Raw genomic sequence first — 19,655 nt, 5'->3', positions numbered from 1 at the left:
TCAAAACCGGCTTGACGAAGGAGAACGATCGTTCTACCTTCAACGCATGAACTCACAGACCACCGACACCCGAGACAAAATTCTCGCGACTGCCGAGCAGCTCATTTATCAGAATGGGATTCACGCCACGGGCATGGATCTTCTGGTGAAGACCTCAGGCGTTGCCCGGAAAAGCATCTATCGCTATTTCGCCACCAAGGATGACGTAGCCGCCGCCGCGCTAAACGCCCGCGATGTGCGATGGATGCGGTGGTTCCGTACCGAGTCCGACAAAGCGGACACCCCACAAGCGCGCATCTTGAACATGTTCACGGTGCTCAAGGGCTGGTTCGAATCGGAGGGGTTTCATGGCTGCGCGTTCATCAATACCGCAGGCGAAGTGGGCAACCCGAACGACCCGATTCGACTGATCGCCAAGCTGCACAAGCAAAAGTTGCTGGATTACGCGCTCGAATTGACCGAGCAATTGAACATCGAGCAGCCGTTAGCCCTCGCCAGACAGCTGCTGGTACTGATGGAAGGCGCCATCACCATGGCGCGCGTCATGGGCGATTACAGCGCCGCCGACAGCGCACGAGATGTTGCGCAGCTGTTGCTGAAACAGGCCTCGCCCTGAAGGCCTGAGCTTCAAGAACGCTTCACCCACCGATCAATCCAACTTTGTCTGGAGGCTCTGCCATGTCCAACGCACCCACTCGCCCGCCGCTCCCTCCGTTCACCCGTGAATCCGCCATTCAGAAAATTCGCTTGGCCGAAGATGGCTGGAACAGCCGCGATCCGGAAAAAGTCTCGCTGGCTTACACCCTCGACACCCAATGGCGTAACCGCGCCGAATTCGCAACCAATCGCGAAGAAGCCAAGGCCTTTCTCACCCGCAAGTGGAAAAAGGAATTGGACTACCGATTGATCAAAGAACTGTGGGCCTTCACCGACAACCGCATTGCCGTCCGCTACGCGTACGAATGGCATGATGACTCCGGCAACTGGTTCCGCTCCTACGGCAACGAAAACTGGGAGTTCAGCGAAGACGGCTTGATGCACCGCCGCTTCGCTTGCATCAACGACATGCCGATTCAGGAGTCCGAACGTAAATTCCACTGGCCGCTGGGGCGTCGTCCCGACGATCATCCGGGCTTGAGCGAACTTGGGCTGTAAGTGCCGCGCGTTGCAGAATGACAAAGCCCCCGGCAGCTGAACTGCGCGGGGGCTTTCGCTTGATGCGCTATTGCGTCTGACTCGGAGGAATCAGAAGGGAATATCGTCATCGAAGCTGTCGAAGTCAGGAGCAGGCTGCGGCGCCTGCTGAGGCGCTGGACGCGACTCTCGCTGAGGTTGCGGTGCTGGTTGCGGACGCGACTGCTGTGGGCGCGGGGCCGAGTTCTGATAACCGCCACCGCCTTGGCCCTGTTGAGCGTCGCCCTGCGGACGGCCACCCAGCAATTGCATGGTGCCCTGCATGTCCACGACGATTTCCGTGGTGTAACGCTTGATGCCGTCCTTTTCCCATTCGCGGGTTTGCAGCTTGCCTTCGATGTAGACCTGCGACCCTTTACGCAGGTACTCGCCGGCGATCTCCGCAACCTTGCCGAACATCGAGACGCGGTGCCATTCGGTCTTCTCGACCTTCTGGCCGGTTTGCTTGTCGGTCCACTGTTCGCTTGTAGCCAGACTCAGGTTGGTCACAGCGTTACCGTTAGGCAAGTAGCGAACTTCGGGATCCTGGCCGCATGTGCCGACCAATATGACTTTGTTAACCCCACGGGCCATAACGTTCTCCTAGGCTTCAACCGTTTCCGACGCTGGATTGACCACTTCGTCGAAAGACGCCCGATCCAACAGTTCTTTGTCAAATTTGATATAGATGGCAGCCTCATCGGCCACCACTACTGCATCTGTTACTCCACGCACGGCCAACACGCGATCGGCAAGCCCCGTGTCGCGTTGAGCCTCGGGCGACAACGGCAAGCGGAGGCTGGTCACGTACGGAGGCTCGCGCATGGTAACAGCAAACACGAGCCAAATGGCGGCCAGCGCTGCGCCCCCCAGAAACACCACTCCCAGTCCGCCGTGCTGAAATAGCCAGCCGCCGAGGATGCCACCTGCCGCGGAACCGAGGAACTGGCTGGTGGAATAAATCCCCATGGCTGTGCCTTTGCCCCCTGCCGGAGACACCTTGCTGATCAACGATGGCAACGACGCTTCCAACAGGTTGAACGCGGTAAAAAACACCACAGTCCCGATGACCAGTGCCCGGAGCGTGTCGCCGAACTCCCAGAAGAATAGTTCAGTGAGCATCAGCACGCTGACGGCGCCCAGCAAAACACGCTTCATCTGACGCTTCTTTTCGCCGTAGATGATGAACGGGATCATTGCGAAGAAGGAGATCAGCAGCGCGGTCAGGTAGACCCACCAGTGCTGCTCCTTGGGCAGACCGGCTTTTTCCACCAGTGCCAGCGGCAACGCGACGAAACTGGACATGAGCATTGCATGCAACGCGAAGATACCTACATCCAGACGTAGCAAATCAGGATGACGCAGGGTCGCGCCCAAAGCCTGACGAGCAAGGCCGGATTCACGGTGTTGGAGCGTAACTGTGGACTTCGGCACCACGAACGCGATGATCGCGATGCCGATCAAGGCCATTGCACCCGTGGCGAGGAATAACCCGGAAAGACCGAAAGCGCTGGTCAGAATCGGCCCAACCACCATGGCGACGGCGAACGACACCCCGATCGTCATGCCGATCATCGCCATCGCCTTGGTGCGATGTTGCTCGCGGGTCAAATCAGACAGAAGCGCCATCACCGCTGCCGAGATGGCGCCTGCGCCCTGCAGCACGCGACCGGCGATCACCCCCCAGATCGACGTGGACTGCGCGGCCAGCACGCTGCCCACGGCAAATACCACGAGGCCAAGGTAAATCACTGGGCGACGGCCAATGCGATCGGAAATGATACCGAAGGGAATCTGCAACACCGCCTGAGTCAGGCCGTATGCGCCAATCGCCAGACCAATAAGCGCCGGGCTAGCGCCCGCCAGGTCCATGCCATAAGTCGCCAGGACCGGCAGCACCATGAACATGCCAAGCATTCGGAACGCGAACACCAGCGCCAGACCGCTCGCCGCGCGGGTTTCGCTGCCACTCATGCGCTCGCTGTGAGAATCGTGCATGGAAGAACCTCATGTGAACCGGCGGCGATTCTACCAGTCCCATCGATGTACAGCACATACGACGCTTTGCCGCGCATCGCGGGATTTTTCTTTTCCGTGGGTAAGGCCTCGCGTCTTTCAATAGTGTGCATCCATCCAGTATTTCGCCGTATACTCCTACGTTTTACGCCCGCCGTGCGAGGCCACTTTGGACAAGATCCTGATTCGTGGGGCTCGAACCCACAACCTGAAAAACATCGACCTCACCCTGCCGCGCGACAAGCTGATCGTCATCACCGGCCTCTCTGGCTCCGGCAAATCATCATTGGCGTTCGACACGCTGTACGCCGAGGGTCAGCGCCGCTACGTGGAGTCGCTGTCGGCGTACGCGCGGCAATTTCTGTCGATGATGGAAAAGCCTGACGTCGACACGATCGAAGGCTTGTCGCCCGCCATTTCCATCGAACAGAAGTCGACGTCGCACAACCCGCGCTCGACAGTGGGCACTATCACTGAAATCTACGACTATCTACGCCTGCTATATGCCCGCGTAGGAACACCGCGTTGCCCCGATCACGACATTCCGCTCGAAGCGCAGACCGTCAGTCAGATGGTCGATCTGGTACTCGCCGAGCCCGAGGGCACCAGGCTCATGCTGTTGGCGCCGGTTGTGCGCGAACGCAAGGGCGAGCATCTGGCAGTGTTCGACGAGTTGCGCGCTCAAGGCTTCGTTCGCGCACGGGTCAATGGCAAATTGTGCGAACTCGACGAACTGCCGAAGCTGGATAAACAGAAGAAGCATTCCATTGACGTCGTCGTCGACCGCTTCAAAGTCCGAGCCGACTTGCAGCAGCGTCTCGCCGAGTCGTTTGAAACTGCGCTGAAACTGGCAGATGGCATCGCGCTCGTGGCCCGGATGGACGATGAGCCGGGCGAAGAAATGATCTTCTCCGCGCGCTTCGCCTGCCCTATCTGCGGCCATGCGATCAGCGAGCTTGAGCCTAAGTTGTTCTCCTTCAACAACCCGGCGGGCGCGTGCCCAACCTGCGACGGCTTGGGCGTGAAGCAATTTTTCGACATCAAACGTTTGGTCAACGGTGAGCTGACATTGGCCGAAGGTGCGATACGCGGCTGGGATCGACGTAACGTTTATTACTTCCAGATGCTCGGTTCACTGGCGAATCATTATGGATTCAGTCTGGAAGTCCCGTTCAAAGAATTGCCTGCCGACTTGCAGAAGGTCCTGCTCAACGGCAGCGGCAACCAGAGCGTCGACTTCCGTTATCTGAATGACCGGGGCGACATCGTCAAGCGCGCGCACCCTTTCGAGGGGATCGTGCCCAACCTTGAGCGACGTTATCGCGAAACTGAATCGACCACCGTTCGCGAAGAACTGGCTAAATTTCTGGGCACGCAACCTTGCCCGGATTGCCGCGGGACGCGGCTGCGTCGTGAAGCGCGGCACGTTTGGGTCGGTGAAAAAACGCTTCCCGCCGTCACCAACCTGCCCATCGGCGATGCCACCGAATATTTCAGCGAGTTGAAGCTTACCGGGCGACGCGGCGAAATCGCGGACAAGATCCTCAAGGAAATCCAAGAGCGCTTGCAGTTCCTGGTCAACGTCGGTCTGGATTACCTGACGCTGGATCGCAGTGCTGACACCCTGTCGGGCGGCGAAGCACAGCGCATCCGCCTCGCCAGTCAAATCGGTGCGGGCCTCGTGGGCGTCATGTACATCCTCGATGAGCCCTCTATTGGCCTGCATCAACGTGACAACGACAGACTGCTGGACACCCTTCGTCATCTCCGCGACATCGGTAACACTGTGATCGTGGTCGAGCATGACGAGGATGCCATTCGCCTGGCGGATTACGTCGTCGACATTGGCCCGGGGGCGGGCGTGCACGGTGGCAACATCGTGGCGGAAGGCACACCTCAGGAGGTCATGTCGCACCCCGACTCGCTCACCGGCAAGTACCTGTCCGGACGCGTAAAGATCGAGGTGCCGGCCAAGCGCACGCCGCGAAACAAGAAGCTGTCGTTGAAGCTCAAGGGTGCCCGCGGAAACAACCTTCGTAACGTCGACCTGGAAATCCCGATCGGGCTGCTGACCTGCGTCACCGGCGTATCTGGGTCAGGTAAGTCGACCTTGATCAACAACACCCTCTTCCCCCTCAGTTCGACTGCGCTCAACGGCGCGACTACGCTGGAAGCTGCGGCACACGACAGCATCGACGGCCTTCAGCACCTGGATAAGGTCGTGGACATCGACCAAAGCCCGATCGGCCGAACGCCGCGCTCGAACCCAGCGACGTACACGGGCCTGTTCACACCGATCCGCGAACTGTTCTCCGGCGTACCTGAGTCGCGCTCCCGGGGATATGGGCCAGGGCGCTTTTCCTTCAACGTCAAAGGCGGTCGCTGCGAAGCCTGCCAGGGTGATGGGCTGATCAAGGTTGAAATGCACTTCCTGCCCGACATTTACGTGCCGTGCGACGTCTGCAAAAGCAAGCGGTATAACCGTGAGACGCTGGAGATCAAATACAAGGGCAAGAGCATCCATGAGGTCCTGGAAATGACCATCGAGGAAGCCCGTGCATTCTTCGATGCGGTTCCGGCGCTGGCGCGTAAGCTTCAAACCCTGATGGATGTAGGGCTGTCGTACATCAAGCTCGGTCAGTCAGCCACAACACTGTCGGGCGGTGAGGCGCAGCGGGTGAAGCTCTCTCGCGAGCTTTCCAAGCGAGACACCGGGAAGACCTTGTATATCCTCGACGAACCGACCACGGGCTTGCACTTTGCGGACATTCAACAACTGTTGGACGTCTTGCATCGCCTTCGCGACCACGGCAACACCGTGGTCGTCATCGAGCACAACCTCGACGTGATCAAGACGGCGGACTGGCTGGTCGACCTTGGGCCTGAAGGAGGCTCTAAAGGCGGCCAGATCATCGCCACCGGCACCCCCGAGCAGGTCGCCGAGATGAAACAGTCTTACACCGGGCATTACCTCAAGCCTTTGCTTGAGCGTGATCGCGCCTGATCAACGTGTAGATACAAAAAGCCCCTGTCATGCCGATCATGACAGGGGCTTTTTTCGGGGCGGTGATCAGAACTGGGATTGGAGATAGTTTTCCAGACCGATGGATTTGATCAGGCCCATCTGCTTTTCAAGCCAGTAAGTATGGTCTTCTTCAGTGTCAGCCAATTGCAAACGCAGGATGTCGCGGCTGACGTAGTCCTTATGCTGCTCGCAAAGTGCGATGCCTTTGCACAAGGCGGCTCGAACCTTGTATTCGAGGCGAAGGTCGCTGGCGAGCATCTCCGGCACCGTAGTGCCGACGTCCAGATCGTCCGGACGCATGCGCGGCGTCCCTTCAAGAAGGAGAATTCGACGCATCAACGCATCCGCGTGCTGTGCCTCTTCCTCCATCTCGTGATTGATACGCTCATAAAGCTTGCTGAAGCCCCAATCCTCATACATTCGCGAATGGATGAAGTACTGGTCCCGCGCAGCCAATTCGCCGGTCAGCAGCGTGTTCAGATAATCGATGACGTCCGGGTGGCCTTGCATCGCCGTGTATCTCCTTCGTGAAAGACGATAGTTTGGACCAACCTGAGAAGAAGGTCACCTTTCACACGGCATAAAATCCAACAAATTCGGCGAATTCATGACTTTAGGTGCCGAATATGGCGGTAAATGAGGCGAGTTCTCTTTATCACTAAGGATTCGCGCAATTGCTGGGCACTACAACTGATAACGTGTTGTATTCAACTTTATTTGGAACAACAAAAAACCGGGCCTAAGCCCGGTTTTTTGTGAAGACTGACGTCTTACTCAGCAGCTTCTACAGAGCCACCGACTGGACGATCAACCAGCTCGACGTACGCCATAGGCGCGTTGTCGCCAGCGCGGAAGCCGCACTTCAGGATGCGCAGGTAGCCACCCTCGCGGGTTGCATAGCGCTTGCCCAGATCGTTGAACAGCTTGCCGACGATTTCTTTCGAACGGGTACGGTCGAAAGCCAGACGGCGGTTAGCAACGCTGTCGTTCTTGGCCAAAGTGATCAGCGGCTCGGCAACGCGACGCAGTTCTTTGGCTTTCGGCAGGGTAGTTTTGATCAGCTCGTGCTCGAACAGCGACACCGCCATGTTTTGGAACATGGCCTTGCGGTGAGAGCTGGTACGGCTCAGGTGACGTCCACTTTTACGATGACGCATGGTTCATTCCTTACCAAACACAACGTTCGGTGATTACGACGATCAGGCAGTCGCCTTGTCGTCCTTCTTAAGACTTGCAGGCGGCCAGTTGTCGAGGCGCATGCCGAGGGAGAGACCACGAGAAGCCAGAACGTCCTTGATCTCGGTCAAGGATTTCTTGCCCAGGTTCGGAGTCTTCAACAGTTCCACTTCGGTGCGTTGGATCAGGTCACCGATGTAGTAAATGTTCTCCGCCTTAAGGCAGTTGGCCGAACGCACGGTCAGTTCCAAATCGTCAACCGGACGAAGCAGGATTGGATCGATCTCGTCTTCCTGTTCGACTACAACAGGTTCGCTGTCACCTTTGAGGTCGACGAACGCAGCCAACTGCTGTTGCAGAATGGTTGCTGCACGACGGATAGCCTCTTCAGGATCCAGAGTACCGTTGGTTTCCAGATCAATAACCAGCTTATCCAGGTTAGTACGTTGCTCGACACGGGCGTTTTCCACCACGTATGCGATACGACGAACCGGGCTGAACGAGGAATCGAGCTGCAAGCGACCAATGCTGCGGCTCTCATCTTCGTCGCTCTGACGCGAGTCTGCTGGTTCATAACCGCGACCACGAGCTACGACGAGCTTCATGTTCAGGGCGCCGTTAGACGCCAGGTTAGCGATTACGTGATCGGGGTTAACGATCTCGACATCATGATCCAGCTGAATATCGGCAGCGGTAACCACCCCCGAACCCTTCTTCGACAAGGTCAGCGTAACTTCGTCTCGACCGTGCAGCTTGATAGCCAGACCTTTAAGGTTCAACAGGATTTCGATGACATCTTCCTGTACACCTTCGATGGCGCTGTACTCATGGAGTACACCGTCAATCTCGGCCTCGACTACTGCACAGCCGGGCATGGAGGACAACAGGATGCGGCGCAGCGCGTTGCCCAGGGTATGGCCAAAACCACGCTCGAGAGGCTCGAGAGTGATCTTGGCGCGGGTTGGACTGACAACCTGTACATCAATGTGACGGGGTGTCAGGAACTCATTTACCGAAATCTGCATGGATGCACCTATTTTCTAGCCCTTACTTGGAGTAGAGCTCGACAATCAGGCTTTCGTTGATGTCGGCGGACAGATCACTGCGAGCTGGAACGTTTTTGAAGACGCCAGATTTCTTCTCAGTGTCTACTTCTACCCATTCTACGCGGCCACGTTGGGCACACAGATCGAGAGCCTGGACGATACGCAGCTGGTTTTTCGCTTTTTCGCGAATAGCGACTACGTCACCAGCACGAACCTGGTAGGACGGAACGTTAACGGTTTTGCCGTTTACGCTAACCGACTTGTGCGATACCAGCTGACGAGATTCGGCACGAGTGGAACCGAAACCCATGCGGTACACAACGTTGTCCAGACGGCATTCGAGCAGTTGCAGCAGGTTCTCACCAGTAGCGCCTTTCTTGCCGGCCGCTTCTTTGTAGTAACCGCTGAACTGACGCTCAAGAACGCCATAGATACGACGGACTTTCTGCTTTTCACGCAGCTGGGTACCGTAGTCGGACTGGCGACCGCGGCGCTGGCCGTGAATACCAGGTGCTGCTTCAATGTTGCACTTCGATTCGATAGCGCGCACGCCGCTCTTCAGAAAGAGATCGGTGCCTTCGCGACGAGCGAGTTTGCATTTTGGACCAATGTAACGAGCCATTCTTTACAATCTCCTGGATTACACGCGGCGCTTCTTCGGCGGACGGCACCCGTTGTGCGGGATTGGCGTCACGTCGGTGATGCTGGCGATCTTGTAGCCACAGCCGTTCAAAGCACGGACAGCAGATTCACGACCTGGACCTGGACCTTTGACGTTGACGTCGAGGTTTTTCAGGCCATATTCCAGCGCAGCTTGACCAGCACGTTCAGCAGCTACTTGAGCAGCGAATGGGGTGGACTTGCGGGAACCGCGGAAACCCGAACCACCGGAGGTAGCCCAGGAAAGAGCGTTACCTTGACGGTCGGTAATGGTCACGATGGTGTTGTTAAAAGAAGCATGGATGTGGGCGATGCCATCAACCACTGTCTTTTTAACTTTTTTACGAGGACGAGCAGCAGGTTTTGCCATGATTTAATTCCTGTCGATTCGCTGGGGCGATTACTTGCGGATCGGCTTACGCGGACCTTTACGGGTACGCGCGTTGGTCTTGGTACGCTGACCGCGCACTGGAAGACCGCGACGATGACGCAGACCACGGTAGCAACCGAGATCCATCAAGCGCTTGATTTTCATGTTGATTTCGCGACGCAGGTCACCTTCAGTGGTGAACTTCGCGACTTCGCCACGCAGCTGTTCAATCTGCTCATCGCTCAGATCTTTGATCTTCGCCGCCGGGTTTACCCCGGTGGTAGCACAGATTTTCTGTGCAGTCGTGCGACCAACACCATAGATGTAGGTCAGCGAGATAACAGTATGCTTGTTATCTGGAATGTTAACGCCTGCAATACGGGCCATTCAGTGGGACTCCAATTGACAGCTACCTACGCCCCGGAAGCCAAGAAATAGGGCGCGAGATAATATCGCTGTAATAACAAATAATCAACCCAGCAGCGCACTAGCTGCTGGGCTTTTAGCACAGATCACACTCAGCCTTGGCGCTGCTTGTGACGTGGTTCCGCGCTGCAAATTACTCGAACAACACCTTCGCGGCGAATAATCTTGCAGTTACGGCACAGCTTTTTCACCGATGCACGAACTTTCATCACCAACTCCTCGAACCTTATGGGTGCTTCAGCGCAGCATGCCGCTGCCGTAGCCCTTCAGGTTGGCTTTCTTCATCAGGGATTCATACTGGTGCGAAACGAGGTGAGATTGCACTTGGGACATGAAGTCCATCACAACCACAACCACGATCAGCAACGAGGTCCCGCCAAGGTAGAACGGCACGTTTGCAGCCACCACCAAAAACTGGGGCAACAAGCACACGGCCATCATGTAAAGAGCACCGAACATGGTCAGACGAGTCAGAACGCCATCGATATAGCGTGCAGACTGTTCGCCAGGACGAATGCCCGGAATAAAGGCACCGGACTTCTTCAGGTTTTCCGCTACGTCTTTCGGATTGAACATCAACGCCGTATAGAAGAAGCAGAAGAAAATAATCCCTGCACTAAACAGCAGAATATTCAACGGCTGACCAGGAGCGATCGACTGCGAGATGTCCTGCAACCAGCCCATACCTTCAGACTGACCGAACCAGGCACCCAGCGACGCCGGAAACAGCAGAATGCTGCTTGCGAAAATGGCCGGAATGACACCAGCCATGTTCACTTTCAGCGGCAAGTGGCTTGTCTGCGCAGCAAAAACCTTGCGGCCTTGTTGACGCTTGGCGTAGTGGACAGCAATACGACGCTGGCCACGCTCAATAAACACCACGAAACCGATGATCGCTACTGCCAGCAAACCGATGGCGACCAGAGCGAAAATGTTGATATCACCCTGACGTGCAGATTCGAAAGACTGCCCGATCGCTCTCGGAAGACCGGCGACGATACCCGAAAAAATCAACATCGAGATACCGTTACCAACACCGCGCTCTGTGATCTGCTCGCCCAACCACATCATGAACAAGGCACCCGCCACGAAGGTGGTAACCGCCACGAAGTGGAAGCCAATATCTGCAGAGAACGCAACGCCCTGACCCGCCAAACCAATGGACATGCCAATAGCTTGAACGAGAGCCAGGACCACGGTGCCATAGCGGGTGTATTGGCTGATCTTACGACGACCAGCCTCACCTTCCTTCTTCAACTGCTCCAGTTGTGGGCTGACAGCGGTCATGAGCTGCATGATGATCGACGCCGAAATGTACGGCATGATCCCCAATGCAAAAATGCTCATCCGCTCCAGCGCACCACCGGAAAACATGTTGAACAAGCTAAGAATGGTCCCCTCATTCTGTCGAAACAGGTCCGCCAGCCGGTCAGGGTTGATACCTGGAACTGGGATATGCGCACCGATCCGATAGACGATAATCGCCAGGAACAGAAAACGCAGACGAGCCCAGAGCTCGGACAACCCGCCGCTTTTGCTGAGCGCTGAGAGAGCACCTTGCTTAGCCATTTATTCCTCGAACTTGCCGCCAGCTGCTTCGATAGCCGCACGCGCACCTTTGGTGGCTGCGATACCTTTAAGGGTGACCGCGCGAGTGACCTCACCGGACAGCATGATTTTCACGCGCTGTACGTTTTGGTTAATCACGTTGGCATCCTTCAGGGACTGCACAGTTACAACGCCTTCCACTTTAGCCAGCTCGGAGGTGCGAACTTCAGCACGATCCATAGCCTTCAAAGAGACGAAGCCGAACTTAGGCAGACGACGATGCAACGGCTGTTGGCCGCCTTCGAAGCCCGGAGCAATAGTGCCACCAGAGCGGGAGGTCTGACCTTTGTGGCCGCGGCCACCGGTCTTGCCCAAACCGCTACCGATACCACGGCCCGGACGATGCTTCTCGCGACGGGAACCCGGCGCAGGACTCAGATCATTGAGTTTCATCGATTAACCCTCGACTCGCAGCATGTAGTAAGCCTTGTTGATCATCCCACGGTTTTCCGGGGTATCAGCGACTTCTACAGTGTGACCGATGCGACGCAGACCCAGACCCTTAACGCACAATTTGTGGTTAGGGATACGGCCGGTCATGCTTTTGATCAAAGTGACTTTAACGGTAGCCATGATCAGATGATCTCCTCAACGTTCAGGCCGCGCTTGGCAGCGATGGACTCAGGAGACTGCATGGCTTTCAAACCCTTGAACGTTGCATGAACAACGTTAACCGGGTTGGTCGAGCCGTAGCATTTGGCCAAGACGTTTTGAACACCAGCGACTTCCAGAACGGCACGCATTGCGCCGCCTGCGATGATGCCAGTACCTTCAGACGCAGGCTGCATGTAAACCTTCGAAGCGCCGTGAGCGGACTTCATGGCGTACTGCAAGGTAGTGCCGTTCAGATCAACTTGAATCATATTGCGGCGAGCAGCTTCCATTGCCTTCTGAATCGCAGCAGGCACTTCACGCGACTTGCCACGGCCGAAGCCAACGCGCCCTTTACCATCACCCACCACGGTCAGCGCGGTGAAAGTGAAGATACGGCCGCCTTTTACGGTTTTTGCTACGCGATTAACCTGAACCAGCTTCTCGATGTAGCCTTCGTCGCGTTTTTGGTCGTTATTTGCCATAACTTAGAACTCCAGCCCGCCTTCACGAGCAGCATCAGCCAGCGCCTTGACGCGACCGTGGTACTTGAAGCCAGAACGATCAAAAGCCACTTGAGATACACCGGCGGCTTTCGCACGCTCAGCGATCAGCTGGCCAACTTTAGTGGCCGCGTCGATGTTGCCAGTGGCGCCATCACGCAGTTCTTTGTCCAAAGTCGAGGCGTTTGCCAAGACTTTGCTGCCGTCGGCCGAAATGACCTGGGCATAAATGTGCTGCGAAGAGCGGTACACGCAGAGACGCACGACTTCGAGTTCGTGCATTTTCAGGCGTGCTTTGCGAGCGCGACGCAGTCGGGTAACTTTTTTGACGGTCATTTGCTATGCCCTACTTCTTCTTGGCTTCTTTACGACGGACGACTTCGTCCGCGTAACGCACGCCTTTGCCTTTGTATGGCTCTGGACGGCGGAAGTCGCGGATCTCAGCGGCCACTTGACCAACCAACTGCTTGTCGATACCACGGATAAGGATATCGGTTTGGTTGGGGGTCTCAGCGGTGATGCCTGCTGGCAATTCGTAGTCCACTGGGTGCGAGAAGCCAAGGGCCAGGTTCAGCACCGTGCCTTTTGCTTGCGCTTTGTAACCAACACCGACCAGCTGGAGCTTACGCTCGAAGCCTTGGCTTACGCCCTGGACCATGTTGTTTACCAATGCACGAGTGGTACCGGCCATTGCGCGAGTCTGTTGATCGCCATTGCGAGCAGAAAAACGCAGCTCACCAGCCTCTTCAACAATTTCAACGGACGAATGAATGTTCAGGTCCAGAGTGCCTTTAGCACCCTTCACCGAAAGCTGCTGGCCGACGAGTTTAACTTCGACGCCTGCTGGCAACTTAACGGGGTTCTTAGCTACGCGTGACATGCTTATCCCCCCTTAGAACACAGTGCAAAGCACTTCGCCGCCGACACCGGCAGCGCGCGCAGCACGATCCGTCATCACACCTTTGTTGGTGGAGACGATAGACACACCGAGACCGCCACGAACTTTTGGCAGATCATCGACGGACTTGTACTGACGCAGGCCTGGACGACTAACGCGCTTGACTTCTTCGATGACCGGACGGCCTTCAAAGTATTTCAGCTCGATAGACAGCGAGGGCTTGGTTTCGCTACTGATCTGATAACCCGCAATATAACCTTCGTCTTTCAAGACTTTGGCTACAGCCACCTTCAAAGTGGAGGATGGCATGCTTACGACGGGCTTTTCGGCCATCTGGGCATTACGGATACGAGTTAGCATGTCCGCTAACGGGTCCTGCATACTCATGGGCTGGACGCTCCTAATACAAAATAATTAGCCTTACGGCTACTGCTTGTCGCCATAAAACCCCGTTCGCTTACGAACACGGGCTCTGGCGAGCCGGCAATTCTAGACCTACGCCAGAAACGAATCAAGCCCCAATAGGGGCTTGATTCGAATTCTAATGCCGCGCCGGACGATTCCCGAAGGAGCCTTCAGACGCGATACGAGAAATACCGCTTACCAGCTGGCTTTTACCAGACCTGGTACGTCACCACGCATTGCAGCTTGGCGCAGCATGTTACGACCGAGGCCGAACTTGCGGTACACGCCGTGCGGACGGCCGGTCAAGCGGCAACGGTTACGCATGCGCGATGCGCTTGCGTCACGTGGTTGCTTCTGCAGCGCAACGGTAGCTTCCCAGCGCGCTTCTGGACTTGCGTTCAGATCGACGATGATTGCTTTCAGTGCTGCACGCTTGGTGGCGTACTTAGCGACGGTGAGCTGACGCTTCAGCTCACGGTTCTTCATGCTCTTCTTGGCCATAGTCCTACTCCAATCAGTTGCGGAACGGGAACTTGAAAGCACGCAACAGTGCGCGACCTTCTTCGTCCGTACGAGCAGTGGTGGTCAGGGTAATGTCCAGACCGCGCAGGGCATCGATCTTGTCGTAGTCGATTTCCGGGAAAATAATCTGCTCTTTTACACCCATGCTGTAGTTGCCACGACCATCAAAGGACTTGGCATTCAGGCCGCGGAAGTCGCGAACCCGAGGCAGGGAGATCGACAGCAGACGATCCAGGAATTCGTACATACGCTCACGGCGCAGAGTCACTTTGACGCCGATCGGCCAACCCTCACGGACTTTGAAGCCTGCGATAGATTTGCGAGCGTAGGTCACAACGACTTTTTGGCCGGTGATCTTTTCCAGGTCAGCCACAGCATGCTCAATGACTTTTTTGTCACCGATTGCTTCGCCCAGACCCATGTTCAGGGTGATCTTTGTTACACGCGGAACTTCCATCACGTTCGCCAGCTTAAGTTCTTCCTTAAGCTTCGGTGCGATTTCCTTCCAGTAAATCTCTTTCAGTCGTGCCATGGTCTTCTACCTAGCAGTGTTCAAGCATCAACCGCTTTTTGGGTCGACTTGAAGACACGAATTTTTTTGCCGTCTTCAACTTTGAACCCAACGCGATCAGCCTTGTTGGTTGCGCCGTTGAAAATGGCGACGTTGGAAGCGTGCAGTGGCGCTTCTTTCTCGACGATACCGCCCTGTACGCCCGACATCGGGTTAGGCTTGGTATGACGCTTCACCAGGTTGATCCCACCAACGACCAAACGGTCGTCAGCGAGAACCTTGAGCACCTTACCGCGCTTACCTTTGTCTTTGCCGGCGATCACGATGATCTCGTCGTCACGACGAATCTTTTGCATGTCGGATCTCCTTACAGCACTTCTGGGGCGAGCGAGACGATCTTCATGAACTTCTCTGAACGAAGCTCACGGGTCACTGGCCCAAAGATACGGGTGCCGATCGGCTCTTGCTTGTTGTTCAACAGAACAGCAGCGTTGCCATCGAAGCGGATGATGGAGCCGTCTGCACGACGAACACCGTGGCGAGTGCGGACTACAACAGCAGTCATCACTTGGCCTTTTTTCACCTTGCCGCGAGGAATTGCTTCCTTGACGGTTACTTTGATGATGTCACCGATACCAGCGTAACGACGATGAGAGCCACCAAGCACCTTGATGCACATAACGCGGCGAGCGCCGCTGTTATCGGCCACATCGAGCATGGATTGAGTCTGAATCATATAATTTCTCCGACCCCTAGCCCTTAGACTTCCACAGCGCGTTCGAGAACATCAACCAGCGCCCAAGATTTGGTCTTGGCCATCGGACGAGTTTCACGAATAGTGACCTTGTCGCCGATGTGGCATTGGTTGGTTTCGTCGTGCGCGTGCAGCTTAGTCGAACGCTTAACGTATTTACCGTAGATAGGGTGCTTGACGCGACGCTCGATCAGTACGGTGATGGTCTTGTCCATCTTGTCGCTGACGACACGGCCAGTCAGCGTACGGACGGTTTTTTCGGCTTCAGCCATGATTACTTACCTGCCTGCTGGTTGAGCACAGTCTTCACGCGAGCGATGTCACGCTTAACTTGCGAGAGCAGGTGAGACTGCCCCAACTGGCCAGTTGCTTTCTGCATACGCAGATTGAACTGGTCGCGCAGCAAGCCGAGCAGCTGCTCGTTCAGTTGCTGTGCTGATTTTTCACGAAGTTCATTCGCTTTCATCACATCACCGTCCGCTTAACAAAGGAGGTGGCGAGCGGCAGCTTCGCAGCAGCCAGGGCGAAAGCCTCACGCGCCAACTCTTCGGAAACACCCTCGATTTCATACAGGACTTTGCCTGGCTGAATCTGGGCAACCCAGTATTCGACGTTACCCTTACCTTTACCCATCCGAACTTCGAGAGGCTTTTTGGAAATAGGCTTGTCCGGGAATACACGGATCCAGATCTTGCCGCCACGTTTCACGTGACGGGTCAGAGCACGACGTGCTGACTCGATCTGACGAGCGGTGAGACGACCACGAGCAACAGACTTCAGCGCGAACTCGCCGAAGCTGACTTTGCTACCGCGCAATGCCAGACCACGGTTGTGGCCGGTCATCTGCTTGCGGAACTTCGTACGCTTTGGTTGCAACATTTGGCGTACCCCTTACTTGGCAGCTTTTTTACGAGGCGCTGGTGCTTGAGGCTTCAGCTCTTCTTGGCGACCACCAATTACTTCGCCTTTGAAGATCCAAACCTTGACACCGATCACACCGTAGGTGGTGTGTGCTTCGTAGGTGGCATAGTCGATATCGGCACGCAGGGTGTGCAGTGGCACACGACCTTCGCGATACCATTCAGTACGTGCGATTTCAGCACCGCCGAGACGACCGCTCACTTGGATTTTGATGCCTTTGGCACCAATGCGCATGGCGTTCTGTACGGCGCGTTTCATGGCGCGACGGAACATCACACGACGCTCCAGCTGCTGAGCTACGCTCTGAGCAACCAGCATACCGTCAAGCTCCGGCTTGCGGATCTCTTCGATATTGATGTGCACAGGCACACCCATTTGCTTGGTCAGGTCCTGACGCAGTTTCTCAACATCCTCACCTTTCTTCCCGATAACGATACCTGGACGAGCAGTATGGATGGTGATGCGTGCAGTTTGAGCCGGACGATGGATATCGATACGGCTAACGGACGCGCTTTTTAGTTTGTCTTGGAGATACTCACGCACCTTCAGATCTGCGAGCAAATAGTCCGCATAAGTCCGACCGTCTGCGTACCAGACGGAGGTGTGCTCCTTGACGATTCCCAGGCGAATGCCAATGGGATGTACTTTCTGACCCATCTCTTCGACTCCGTTACTTGTCAGCAACCTTGACAGTGATATGGCAAGACCGCTTGACGATGCGATCAGCACGGCCTTTGGCACGTGGCATGATGCGCTTCAGCGAACGCCCTTCGTTGACGAAAACGGTGGAGACCTTCAGGTCATCAACGTCTGCGCCTTCGTTATGCTCGGCGTTGGCTACGGCCGACTCCAGCACTTTTTTCATGATCTCGGCGGCTTTCTTACTGCTGAAAGCCAACAGGTTGAGCGCTTCGCCCACCTTCTTCCCGCGGATCTGGTCGGCGACCAAGCGGGCTTTCTGGGCGGAGATTCGAGCGCCCGACAACTTAGCGGCTACTTCCATCGTTCCTTACCCCTTAACGCTTGGCTTTCTTGTCTGCCACGTGCCCACGATAAGTGCGGGTACCGGCAAACTCGCCTAGTTTGTGGCCGACCATGTCTTCGCTTACGAGGACCGGAACATGCTGACGACCGTTATGTACTGCAATAGTCAAACCGACCATTTGTGGCAGGATCATCGAGCGACGCGACCAGGTTTTCACTGGTTTGCGATCGTTCTTTTCCGCCGCCACTTCGATCTTCTTCAGTAGGTGAAGATCAATAAAAGGACCTTTTTTCAGAGAACGTGGCACTGTCGTATCCCTCTATTTACTTGCGACGACGGACGATCATTTTGTCGGTACGCTTATTACCACGAGTCTTCGCGCCCTTAGTCGGGAAGCCCCACGGCGATACCGGATGACGACCACCAGAGGTACGACCTTCACCACCACCATGTGGGTGGTCAACCGGGTTCATGGCAACACCACGAACGGTTGGGCGAACGCCACGCCAGCGCTTCGCACCAGCTTTACCCAGCGAACGCAGGCTGTGCTCGGAGTTGGACACTTCGCCCAGAGTTGCACGGCATTCGGACAGGACTTTACGCATTTCACCGGAGCGAAGACGCAGGGTCACGTAGACACCTTCACGAGCGATCAACTGAGCCGAAGCACCAGCAGAACGAGCGATCTGAGCACCTTTACCAGGCTTCAGCTCGATACCATGAACGGTAGAACCCACTGGGATGTTGCGCAGCTGCAGAGCATTACCTGGCTTGATTGGAGCCAGTGCGCCTGCGATCAGTTGGTCGCCAGCACTCACGCCCTTCGGCGCGATGATGTAACGACGTTCGCCGTCCGCGTACAGCAGCAGTGCGATGTGAGCAGTACGGTTTGGATCGTATTCAATGCGCTCGACAGTGGCAGCGATGCCATCCTTGTCGTTGCGACGGAAGTCGACCAAACGATAATGCTGCTTATGACCACCACCAACGTGACGAGTAGTGATACGGCCATTGTTGTTACGACCACCAGACTTCGATTTTTTCTCGAGCAGCGGTGCGTGAGGAGCGCCTTTATGCAGCTCCTGGTTGACCACCTTGACCACAAAACGGCGGCCAGGGGAAGTCGGTTTGCATTTAACGATTGCCATGATGCACCCCTTCCTTACTCAGCACTGCTGCTGAAATCGAGATCTTGGCCTGGCTGAAGGGAGATAACTGCCTTCTTCCAGTCATTACGCTTGCCCAGACCGCGAGCAGTGCGCTTGGTTTTACCCAGAACATTCAGGGTAGTCACGCGCTCTACTTTCACGCTGAACAGGCTTTCGACGGCCTTCTTGATTTCCAGCTTGGTTGCATCAGTAGCAACCTTGAAAACGAACTGACCTTTTTTGTCTGCCAGAACCGTAGCCTTCTCGGAAACGTGCGGGCCAAGCAGAACTTTAAATACGCGTTCCTGGTTCATCCCAGCAGCTCCTCGAATTTCTTCACGGCCGACACAGTGATCAACACTTTGTCGTATGCGATCAGACTAACTGGATCGGAACCTTGTACGTCACGCACATCAACATGCGGCAGGTTACGAGCAGCCAGATACAGGTTCTGATCAACAGCGTCCGACACGATCAAAACGTCGGTCAGGCTCATGTTGTTCAGCTTGCCCAGCAGGTCTTTGGTTTTCGGCGATTCAACGGCGAAATCCTGAACCACGACCAGACGATCCGTACGGACCAGCTCAGCAAGAATGGAGCGCAATGCTGCGCGGTACATCTTCTTGTTGAGCTTCTGAGAGTGATCCTGCGGACGCGCTGCAAAAGTGGTACCGCCGCCACGCCAGATTGGGCTACGGATAGTACCGGCACGAGCACGGCCAGTACCCTTCTGACGCCATGGGCGCTTACCACCACCGGAAACGTCGGAACGGGTCTTTTGCTGCTTGCTACCTTGACGGCCGCCAGCCATGTAGGCCACGACTGCTTGGTGAACCAGCGTCTCGTTGAACTCGCCGCCAAATGTCAGTTCGGAAACTTCGATCGCTTGAGCGTCATTTACATTTAATTGCATGTCA

The 19,655-nt window shown here is 55.8% G+C and carries 32 protein-coding genes; 3 read left to right on the top strand and 29 right to left on the bottom strand.

What is annotated here, in order from left to right; translation table 11 throughout:
• Positions 1–46 precede the first annotated feature (46 nt).
• Complete coding sequence (locus tag B3N48_RS11805) at positions 47–616, top strand: TetR/AcrR family transcriptional regulator (RefSeq protein ID WP_296183822.1); 570 nt, start codon at positions 47–49, stop codon at positions 614–616.
• A gap of 62 nt (positions 617–678) precedes the next feature.
• The gene (locus B3N48_RS11800; RefSeq protein ID WP_296183821.1) at positions 679–1,155 is read left to right on the top strand and encodes a nuclear transport factor 2 family protein; all 477 of its coding nucleotides are present in this window, start codon (positions 679–681) and stop codon (positions 1,153–1,155) included.
• A gap of 90 nt (positions 1,156–1,245) precedes the next feature.
• Here the strand turns inward: B3N48_RS11800 and B3N48_RS11795 are convergent, their stop codons facing one another.
• Positions 1,246–1,767, bottom strand: a complete 522-nt coding sequence (locus B3N48_RS11795) for a single-stranded DNA-binding protein (RefSeq protein WP_274134910.1) — start codon at positions 1,765–1,767, stop codon at positions 1,246–1,248.
• A gap of 9 nt (positions 1,768–1,776) precedes the next feature.
• A complete protein-coding gene (locus B3N48_RS11790) occupies positions 1,777–3,171 on the bottom strand; it encodes an MFS transporter (RefSeq protein WP_296183819.1) in 1,395 nt (464 codons plus the stop codon).
• A gap of 187 nt (positions 3,172–3,358) precedes the next feature.
• On the opposite strand from B3N48_RS11790, the gene uvrA reads away from it, so the two are divergent.
• Positions 3,359–6,193 (top strand): excinuclease ABC subunit UvrA, encoded by a 2,835-nt coding sequence (gene uvrA / locus B3N48_RS11785; protein ID WP_296183817.1) that lies wholly within the window; start codon positions 3,359–3,361, stop codon positions 6,191–6,193.
• Positions 6,194–6,259: 66 nt separating this feature from the next.
• Here uvrA and bfr read toward each other — a convergent pair whose 3' ends face one another.
• From bfr to rplD, 27 genes are all read right to left on the bottom strand, one after another.
• Positions 6,260–6,724, bottom strand: a complete 465-nt coding sequence (gene bfr, locus B3N48_RS11780) for a bacterioferritin (protein ID WP_296183815.1) — start codon at positions 6,722–6,724, stop codon at positions 6,260–6,262.
• 260 nt (positions 6,725–6,984) lie between these two features.
• Positions 6,985–7,371, bottom strand: coding sequence for a 50S ribosomal protein L17 (gene rplQ, locus B3N48_RS11775; RefSeq protein ID WP_296183814.1), 387 nt, complete (start codon positions 7,369–7,371; stop codon positions 6,985–6,987).
• A 42-nt stretch (positions 7,372–7,413) separates the two neighbouring features.
• Positions 7,414–8,415: a DNA-directed RNA polymerase subunit alpha gene (locus tag B3N48_RS11770; protein ID WP_007970428.1), complete on the bottom strand. Its 1,002-nt coding sequence runs from the start codon at positions 8,413–8,415 to the stop codon at positions 7,414–7,416.
• Positions 8,416–8,437: 22 nt separating this feature from the next.
• Entirely contained in the window at positions 8,438–9,058 is a 621-nt protein-coding gene (gene rpsD, locus B3N48_RS11765; RefSeq protein WP_002555465.1) for a 30S ribosomal protein S4, read from the bottom strand.
• Positions 9,059–9,076: 18 nt separating this feature from the next.
• Complete coding sequence (gene rpsK / locus B3N48_RS11760; RefSeq protein ID WP_002555466.1) at positions 9,077–9,466, bottom strand: 30S ribosomal protein S11; 390 nt, start codon at positions 9,464–9,466, stop codon at positions 9,077–9,079.
• Positions 9,467–9,496: 30 nt separating this feature from the next.
• On the bottom strand, positions 9,497–9,853 hold the full coding sequence (gene rpsM, locus B3N48_RS11755; protein WP_004883692.1) for a 30S ribosomal protein S13: 357 nt from the start codon (positions 9,851–9,853) through the stop codon (positions 9,497–9,499).
• Between the two features lie 131 nt (positions 9,854–9,984).
• The gene (rpmJ, locus tag B3N48_RS11750) at positions 9,985–10,101 is read right to left on the bottom strand and encodes a 50S ribosomal protein L36 (RefSeq protein WP_002555468.1); all 117 of its coding nucleotides are present in this window, start codon (positions 10,099–10,101) and stop codon (positions 9,985–9,987) included.
• 28 nt (positions 10,102–10,129) lie between these two features.
• Positions 10,130–11,461 (bottom strand): preprotein translocase subunit SecY, encoded by a 1,332-nt coding sequence (secY, locus tag B3N48_RS11745; protein ID WP_062384496.1) that lies wholly within the window; start codon positions 11,459–11,461, stop codon positions 10,130–10,132.
• Positions 11,462–11,893 (bottom strand): 50S ribosomal protein L15, encoded by a 432-nt coding sequence (gene rplO, locus B3N48_RS11740; RefSeq protein WP_037017733.1) that lies wholly within the window; start codon positions 11,891–11,893, stop codon positions 11,462–11,464.
• 3 nt (positions 11,894–11,896) lie between these two features.
• Positions 11,897–12,073, bottom strand: coding sequence for a 50S ribosomal protein L30 (gene rpmD, locus B3N48_RS11735; RefSeq protein ID WP_093468886.1), 177 nt, complete (start codon positions 12,071–12,073; stop codon positions 11,897–11,899).
• Between the two features lie 2 nt (positions 12,074–12,075).
• Positions 12,076–12,576 carry a 30S ribosomal protein S5 gene (rpsE, locus tag B3N48_RS11730; RefSeq protein ID WP_093468883.1) on the bottom strand — a complete coding sequence of 167 codons (501 nt, stop codon included), beginning with the start codon at positions 12,574–12,576 and terminating at the stop codon, positions 12,076–12,078.
• Positions 12,577–12,579: 3 nt separating this feature from the next.
• Positions 12,580–12,930 (bottom strand): 50S ribosomal protein L18, encoded by a 351-nt coding sequence (gene rplR / locus B3N48_RS11725; RefSeq protein WP_037017727.1) that lies wholly within the window; start codon positions 12,928–12,930, stop codon positions 12,580–12,582.
• Positions 12,931–12,940: 10 nt separating this feature from the next.
• Positions 12,941–13,474: a 50S ribosomal protein L6 gene (gene rplF, locus B3N48_RS11720; protein ID WP_062384491.1), complete on the bottom strand. Its 534-nt coding sequence runs from the start codon at positions 13,472–13,474 to the stop codon at positions 12,941–12,943.
• Between the two features lie 12 nt (positions 13,475–13,486).
• The gene (gene rpsH / locus B3N48_RS11715) at positions 13,487–13,879 is read right to left on the bottom strand and encodes a 30S ribosomal protein S8 (RefSeq protein WP_081569207.1); all 393 of its coding nucleotides are present in this window, start codon (positions 13,877–13,879) and stop codon (positions 13,487–13,489) included.
• A 213-nt stretch (positions 13,880–14,092) separates the two neighbouring features.
• Positions 14,093–14,398, bottom strand: a complete 306-nt coding sequence (rpsN, locus tag B3N48_RS11710) for a 30S ribosomal protein S14 (RefSeq protein WP_003186042.1) — start codon at positions 14,396–14,398, stop codon at positions 14,093–14,095.
• Between the two features lie 13 nt (positions 14,399–14,411).
• Positions 14,412–14,951: a 50S ribosomal protein L5 gene (rplE, locus tag B3N48_RS11705; RefSeq protein WP_172609875.1), complete on the bottom strand. Its 540-nt coding sequence runs from the start codon at positions 14,949–14,951 to the stop codon at positions 14,412–14,414.
• Between the two features lie 20 nt (positions 14,952–14,971).
• Positions 14,972–15,286, bottom strand: a complete 315-nt coding sequence (gene rplX, locus B3N48_RS11700; protein WP_002555478.1) for a 50S ribosomal protein L24 — start codon at positions 15,284–15,286, stop codon at positions 14,972–14,974.
• Between the two features lie 11 nt (positions 15,287–15,297).
• On the bottom strand, positions 15,298–15,666 hold the full coding sequence (gene rplN / locus B3N48_RS11695; protein ID WP_003243907.1) for a 50S ribosomal protein L14: 369 nt from the start codon (positions 15,664–15,666) through the stop codon (positions 15,298–15,300).
• Positions 15,667–15,689: 23 nt separating this feature from the next.
• On the bottom strand, positions 15,690–15,956 hold the full coding sequence (gene rpsQ, locus B3N48_RS11690; RefSeq protein ID WP_003194644.1) for a 30S ribosomal protein S17: 267 nt from the start codon (positions 15,954–15,956) through the stop codon (positions 15,690–15,692).
• Positions 15,957–15,958: 2 nt separating this feature from the next.
• Positions 15,959–16,150, bottom strand: coding sequence for a 50S ribosomal protein L29 (rpmC, locus tag B3N48_RS11685; RefSeq protein WP_002555481.1), 192 nt, complete (start codon positions 16,148–16,150; stop codon positions 15,959–15,961).
• On the bottom strand, positions 16,150–16,563 hold the full coding sequence (gene rplP, locus B3N48_RS11680) for a 50S ribosomal protein L16 (protein ID WP_003228729.1): 414 nt from the start codon (positions 16,561–16,563) through the stop codon (positions 16,150–16,152). The genes rpmC and rplP overlap by 1 nt, the downstream gene beginning before the upstream one ends.
• Before the next feature lie 12 nt (positions 16,564–16,575).
• On the bottom strand, positions 16,576–17,262 hold the full coding sequence (gene rpsC, locus B3N48_RS11675) for a 30S ribosomal protein S3 (RefSeq protein WP_085688068.1): 687 nt from the start codon (positions 17,260–17,262) through the stop codon (positions 16,576–16,578).
• A gap of 13 nt (positions 17,263–17,275) precedes the next feature.
• Complete coding sequence (gene rplV / locus B3N48_RS11670) at positions 17,276–17,608, bottom strand: 50S ribosomal protein L22 (RefSeq protein WP_003103908.1); 333 nt, start codon at positions 17,606–17,608, stop codon at positions 17,276–17,278.
• Between the two features lie 13 nt (positions 17,609–17,621).
• Complete coding sequence (rpsS, locus tag B3N48_RS11665; protein WP_004883670.1) at positions 17,622–17,897, bottom strand: 30S ribosomal protein S19; 276 nt, start codon at positions 17,895–17,897, stop codon at positions 17,622–17,624.
• A 16-nt stretch (positions 17,898–17,913) separates the two neighbouring features.
• Positions 17,914–18,738 (bottom strand): 50S ribosomal protein L2, encoded by an 825-nt coding sequence (rplB, locus tag B3N48_RS11660; protein ID WP_062384485.1) that lies wholly within the window; start codon positions 18,736–18,738, stop codon positions 17,914–17,916.
• Between the two features lie 14 nt (positions 18,739–18,752).
• The gene (rplW, locus tag B3N48_RS11655; RefSeq protein WP_008374165.1) at positions 18,753–19,052 is read right to left on the bottom strand and encodes a 50S ribosomal protein L23; all 300 of its coding nucleotides are present in this window, start codon (positions 19,050–19,052) and stop codon (positions 18,753–18,755) included.
• A complete protein-coding gene (gene rplD, locus B3N48_RS11650) occupies positions 19,049–19,651 on the bottom strand; it encodes a 50S ribosomal protein L4 (protein WP_093468874.1) in 603 nt (200 codons plus the stop codon). The genes rplW and rplD overlap by 4 nt, the downstream gene beginning before the upstream one ends.
• Positions 19,652–19,655: the final 4 nt, after the last annotated feature.

Source organism: Pseudomonas sp. UBA1879 (assembly GCF_002338065.1).
Lineage (GTDB): Bacteria > Pseudomonadota > Gammaproteobacteria > Pseudomonadales > Pseudomonadaceae > Aquipseudomonas.
Note: the sequence above shows the minus strand (reverse complement) of the source record. Positions and strands in the feature narration are given on the sequence as shown.

What these genes read in the sequence shown, in the direction of transcription:
- rpsN (WP_003186042.1), bottom strand. Translation starts at nt 14,398, where the DNA reads ATGGCCAAGAAGAGCATGAAGAACCGTGAGCTGAAGCGTCAGCTCACC.
- rplF (WP_062384491.1), bottom strand. Translation starts at nt 13,474, where the DNA reads ATGTCACGCGTAGCTAAGAACCCCGTTAAGTTGCCAGCAGGCGTCGAA.
- rpmD (WP_093468886.1), bottom strand. Translation starts at nt 12,073, where the DNA reads ATGGCTACCGTTAAAGTCACTTTGATCAAAAGCATGACCGGCCGTATC.
- rplP (WP_003228729.1), bottom strand. Translation starts at nt 16,563, where the DNA reads ATGTTGCAACCAAAGCGTACGAAGTTCCGCAAGCAGATGACCGGCCAC.
- B3N48_RS11790 (WP_296183819.1), bottom strand. Translation starts at nt 3,171, where the DNA reads ATGCACGATTCTCACAGCGAGCGCATGAGTGGCAGCGAAACCCGCGCG.
- rpsE (WP_093468883.1), bottom strand. Translation starts at nt 12,576, where the DNA reads ATGGCAAATAACGACCAAAAACGCGACGAAGGCTACATCGAGAAGCTG.
- rplN (WP_003243907.1), bottom strand. Translation starts at nt 15,666, where the DNA reads ATGATTCAGACTCAATCCATGCTCGATGTGGCCGATAACAGCGGCGCT.
- rpsQ (WP_003194644.1), bottom strand. Translation starts at nt 15,956, where the DNA reads ATGGCTGAAGCCGAAAAAACCGTCCGTACGCTGACTGGCCGTGTCGTC.
- rpsK (WP_002555466.1), bottom strand. Translation starts at nt 9,466, where the DNA reads ATGGCAAAACCTGCTGCTCGTCCTCGTAAAAAAGTTAAAAAGACAGTG.
- rplX (WP_002555478.1), bottom strand. Translation starts at nt 15,286, where the DNA reads ATGCAAAAGATTCGTCGTGACGACGAGATCATCGTGATCGCCGGCAAA.
- bfr (WP_296183815.1), bottom strand. Translation starts at nt 6,724, where the DNA reads ATGCAAGGCCACCCGGACGTCATCGATTATCTGAACACGCTGCTGACC.
- rpsH (WP_081569207.1), bottom strand. Translation starts at nt 13,879, where the DNA reads ATGAGTATGCAGGACCCGTTAGCGGACATGCTAACTCGTATCCGTAAT.
- rpsC (WP_085688068.1), bottom strand. Translation starts at nt 17,262, where the DNA reads ATGGGTCAGAAAGTACATCCCATTGGCATTCGCCTGGGAATCGTCAAG.
- rplQ (WP_296183814.1), bottom strand. Translation starts at nt 7,371, where the DNA reads ATGCGTCATCGTAAAAGTGGACGTCACCTGAGCCGTACCAGCTCTCAC.
- secY (WP_062384496.1), bottom strand. Translation starts at nt 11,461, where the DNA reads ATGGCTAAGCAAGGTGCTCTCTCAGCGCTCAGCAAAAGCGGCGGGTTG.
- rplV (WP_003103908.1), bottom strand. Translation starts at nt 17,608, where the DNA reads ATGGAAGTAGCCGCTAAGTTGTCGGGCGCTCGAATCTCCGCCCAGAAA.
- rplO (WP_037017733.1), bottom strand. Translation starts at nt 11,893, where the DNA reads ATGAAACTCAATGATCTGAGTCCTGCGCCGGGTTCCCGTCGCGAGAAG.
- B3N48_RS11795 (WP_274134910.1), bottom strand. Translation starts at nt 1,767, where the DNA reads ATGGCCCGTGGGGTTAACAAAGTCATATTGGTCGGCACATGCGGCCAG.
- rpmJ (WP_002555468.1), bottom strand. Translation starts at nt 10,101, where the DNA reads ATGAAAGTTCGTGCATCGGTGAAAAAGCTGTGCCGTAACTGCAAGATT.
- rplD (WP_093468874.1), bottom strand. Translation starts at nt 19,651, where the DNA reads ATGCAATTAAATGTAAATGACGCTCAAGCGATCGAAGTTTCCGAACTG.
- rplW (WP_008374165.1), bottom strand. Translation starts at nt 19,052, where the DNA reads ATGAACCAGGAACGCGTATTTAAAGTTCTGCTTGGCCCGCACGTTTCC.
- rplE (WP_172609875.1), bottom strand. Translation starts at nt 14,951, where the DNA reads ATGGCACGACTGAAAGAGATTTACTGGAAGGAAATCGCACCGAAGCTT.
- rpmC (WP_002555481.1), bottom strand. Translation starts at nt 16,150, where the DNA reads ATGAAAGCGAATGAACTTCGTGAAAAATCAGCACAGCAACTGAACGAG.
- rplB (WP_062384485.1), bottom strand. Translation starts at nt 18,738, where the DNA reads ATGGCAATCGTTAAATGCAAACCGACTTCCCCTGGCCGCCGTTTTGTG.
- rplR (WP_037017727.1), bottom strand. Translation starts at nt 12,930, where the DNA reads ATGACCGTCAAAAAAGTTACCCGACTGCGTCGCGCTCGCAAAGCACGC.
- B3N48_RS11805 (WP_296183822.1), top strand. Translation starts at nt 47, where the DNA reads ATGAACTCACAGACCACCGACACCCGAGACAAAATTCTCGCGACTGCC.
- rpsM (WP_004883692.1), bottom strand. Translation starts at nt 9,853, where the DNA reads ATGGCCCGTATTGCAGGCGTTAACATTCCAGATAACAAGCATACTGTT.
- B3N48_RS11770 (WP_007970428.1), bottom strand. Translation starts at nt 8,415, where the DNA reads ATGCAGATTTCGGTAAATGAGTTCCTGACACCCCGTCACATTGATGTA.
- rpsD (WP_002555465.1), bottom strand. Translation starts at nt 9,058, where the DNA reads ATGGCTCGTTACATTGGTCCAAAATGCAAACTCGCTCGTCGCGAAGGC.
- B3N48_RS11800 (WP_296183821.1), top strand. Translation starts at nt 679, where the DNA reads ATGTCCAACGCACCCACTCGCCCGCCGCTCCCTCCGTTCACCCGTGAA.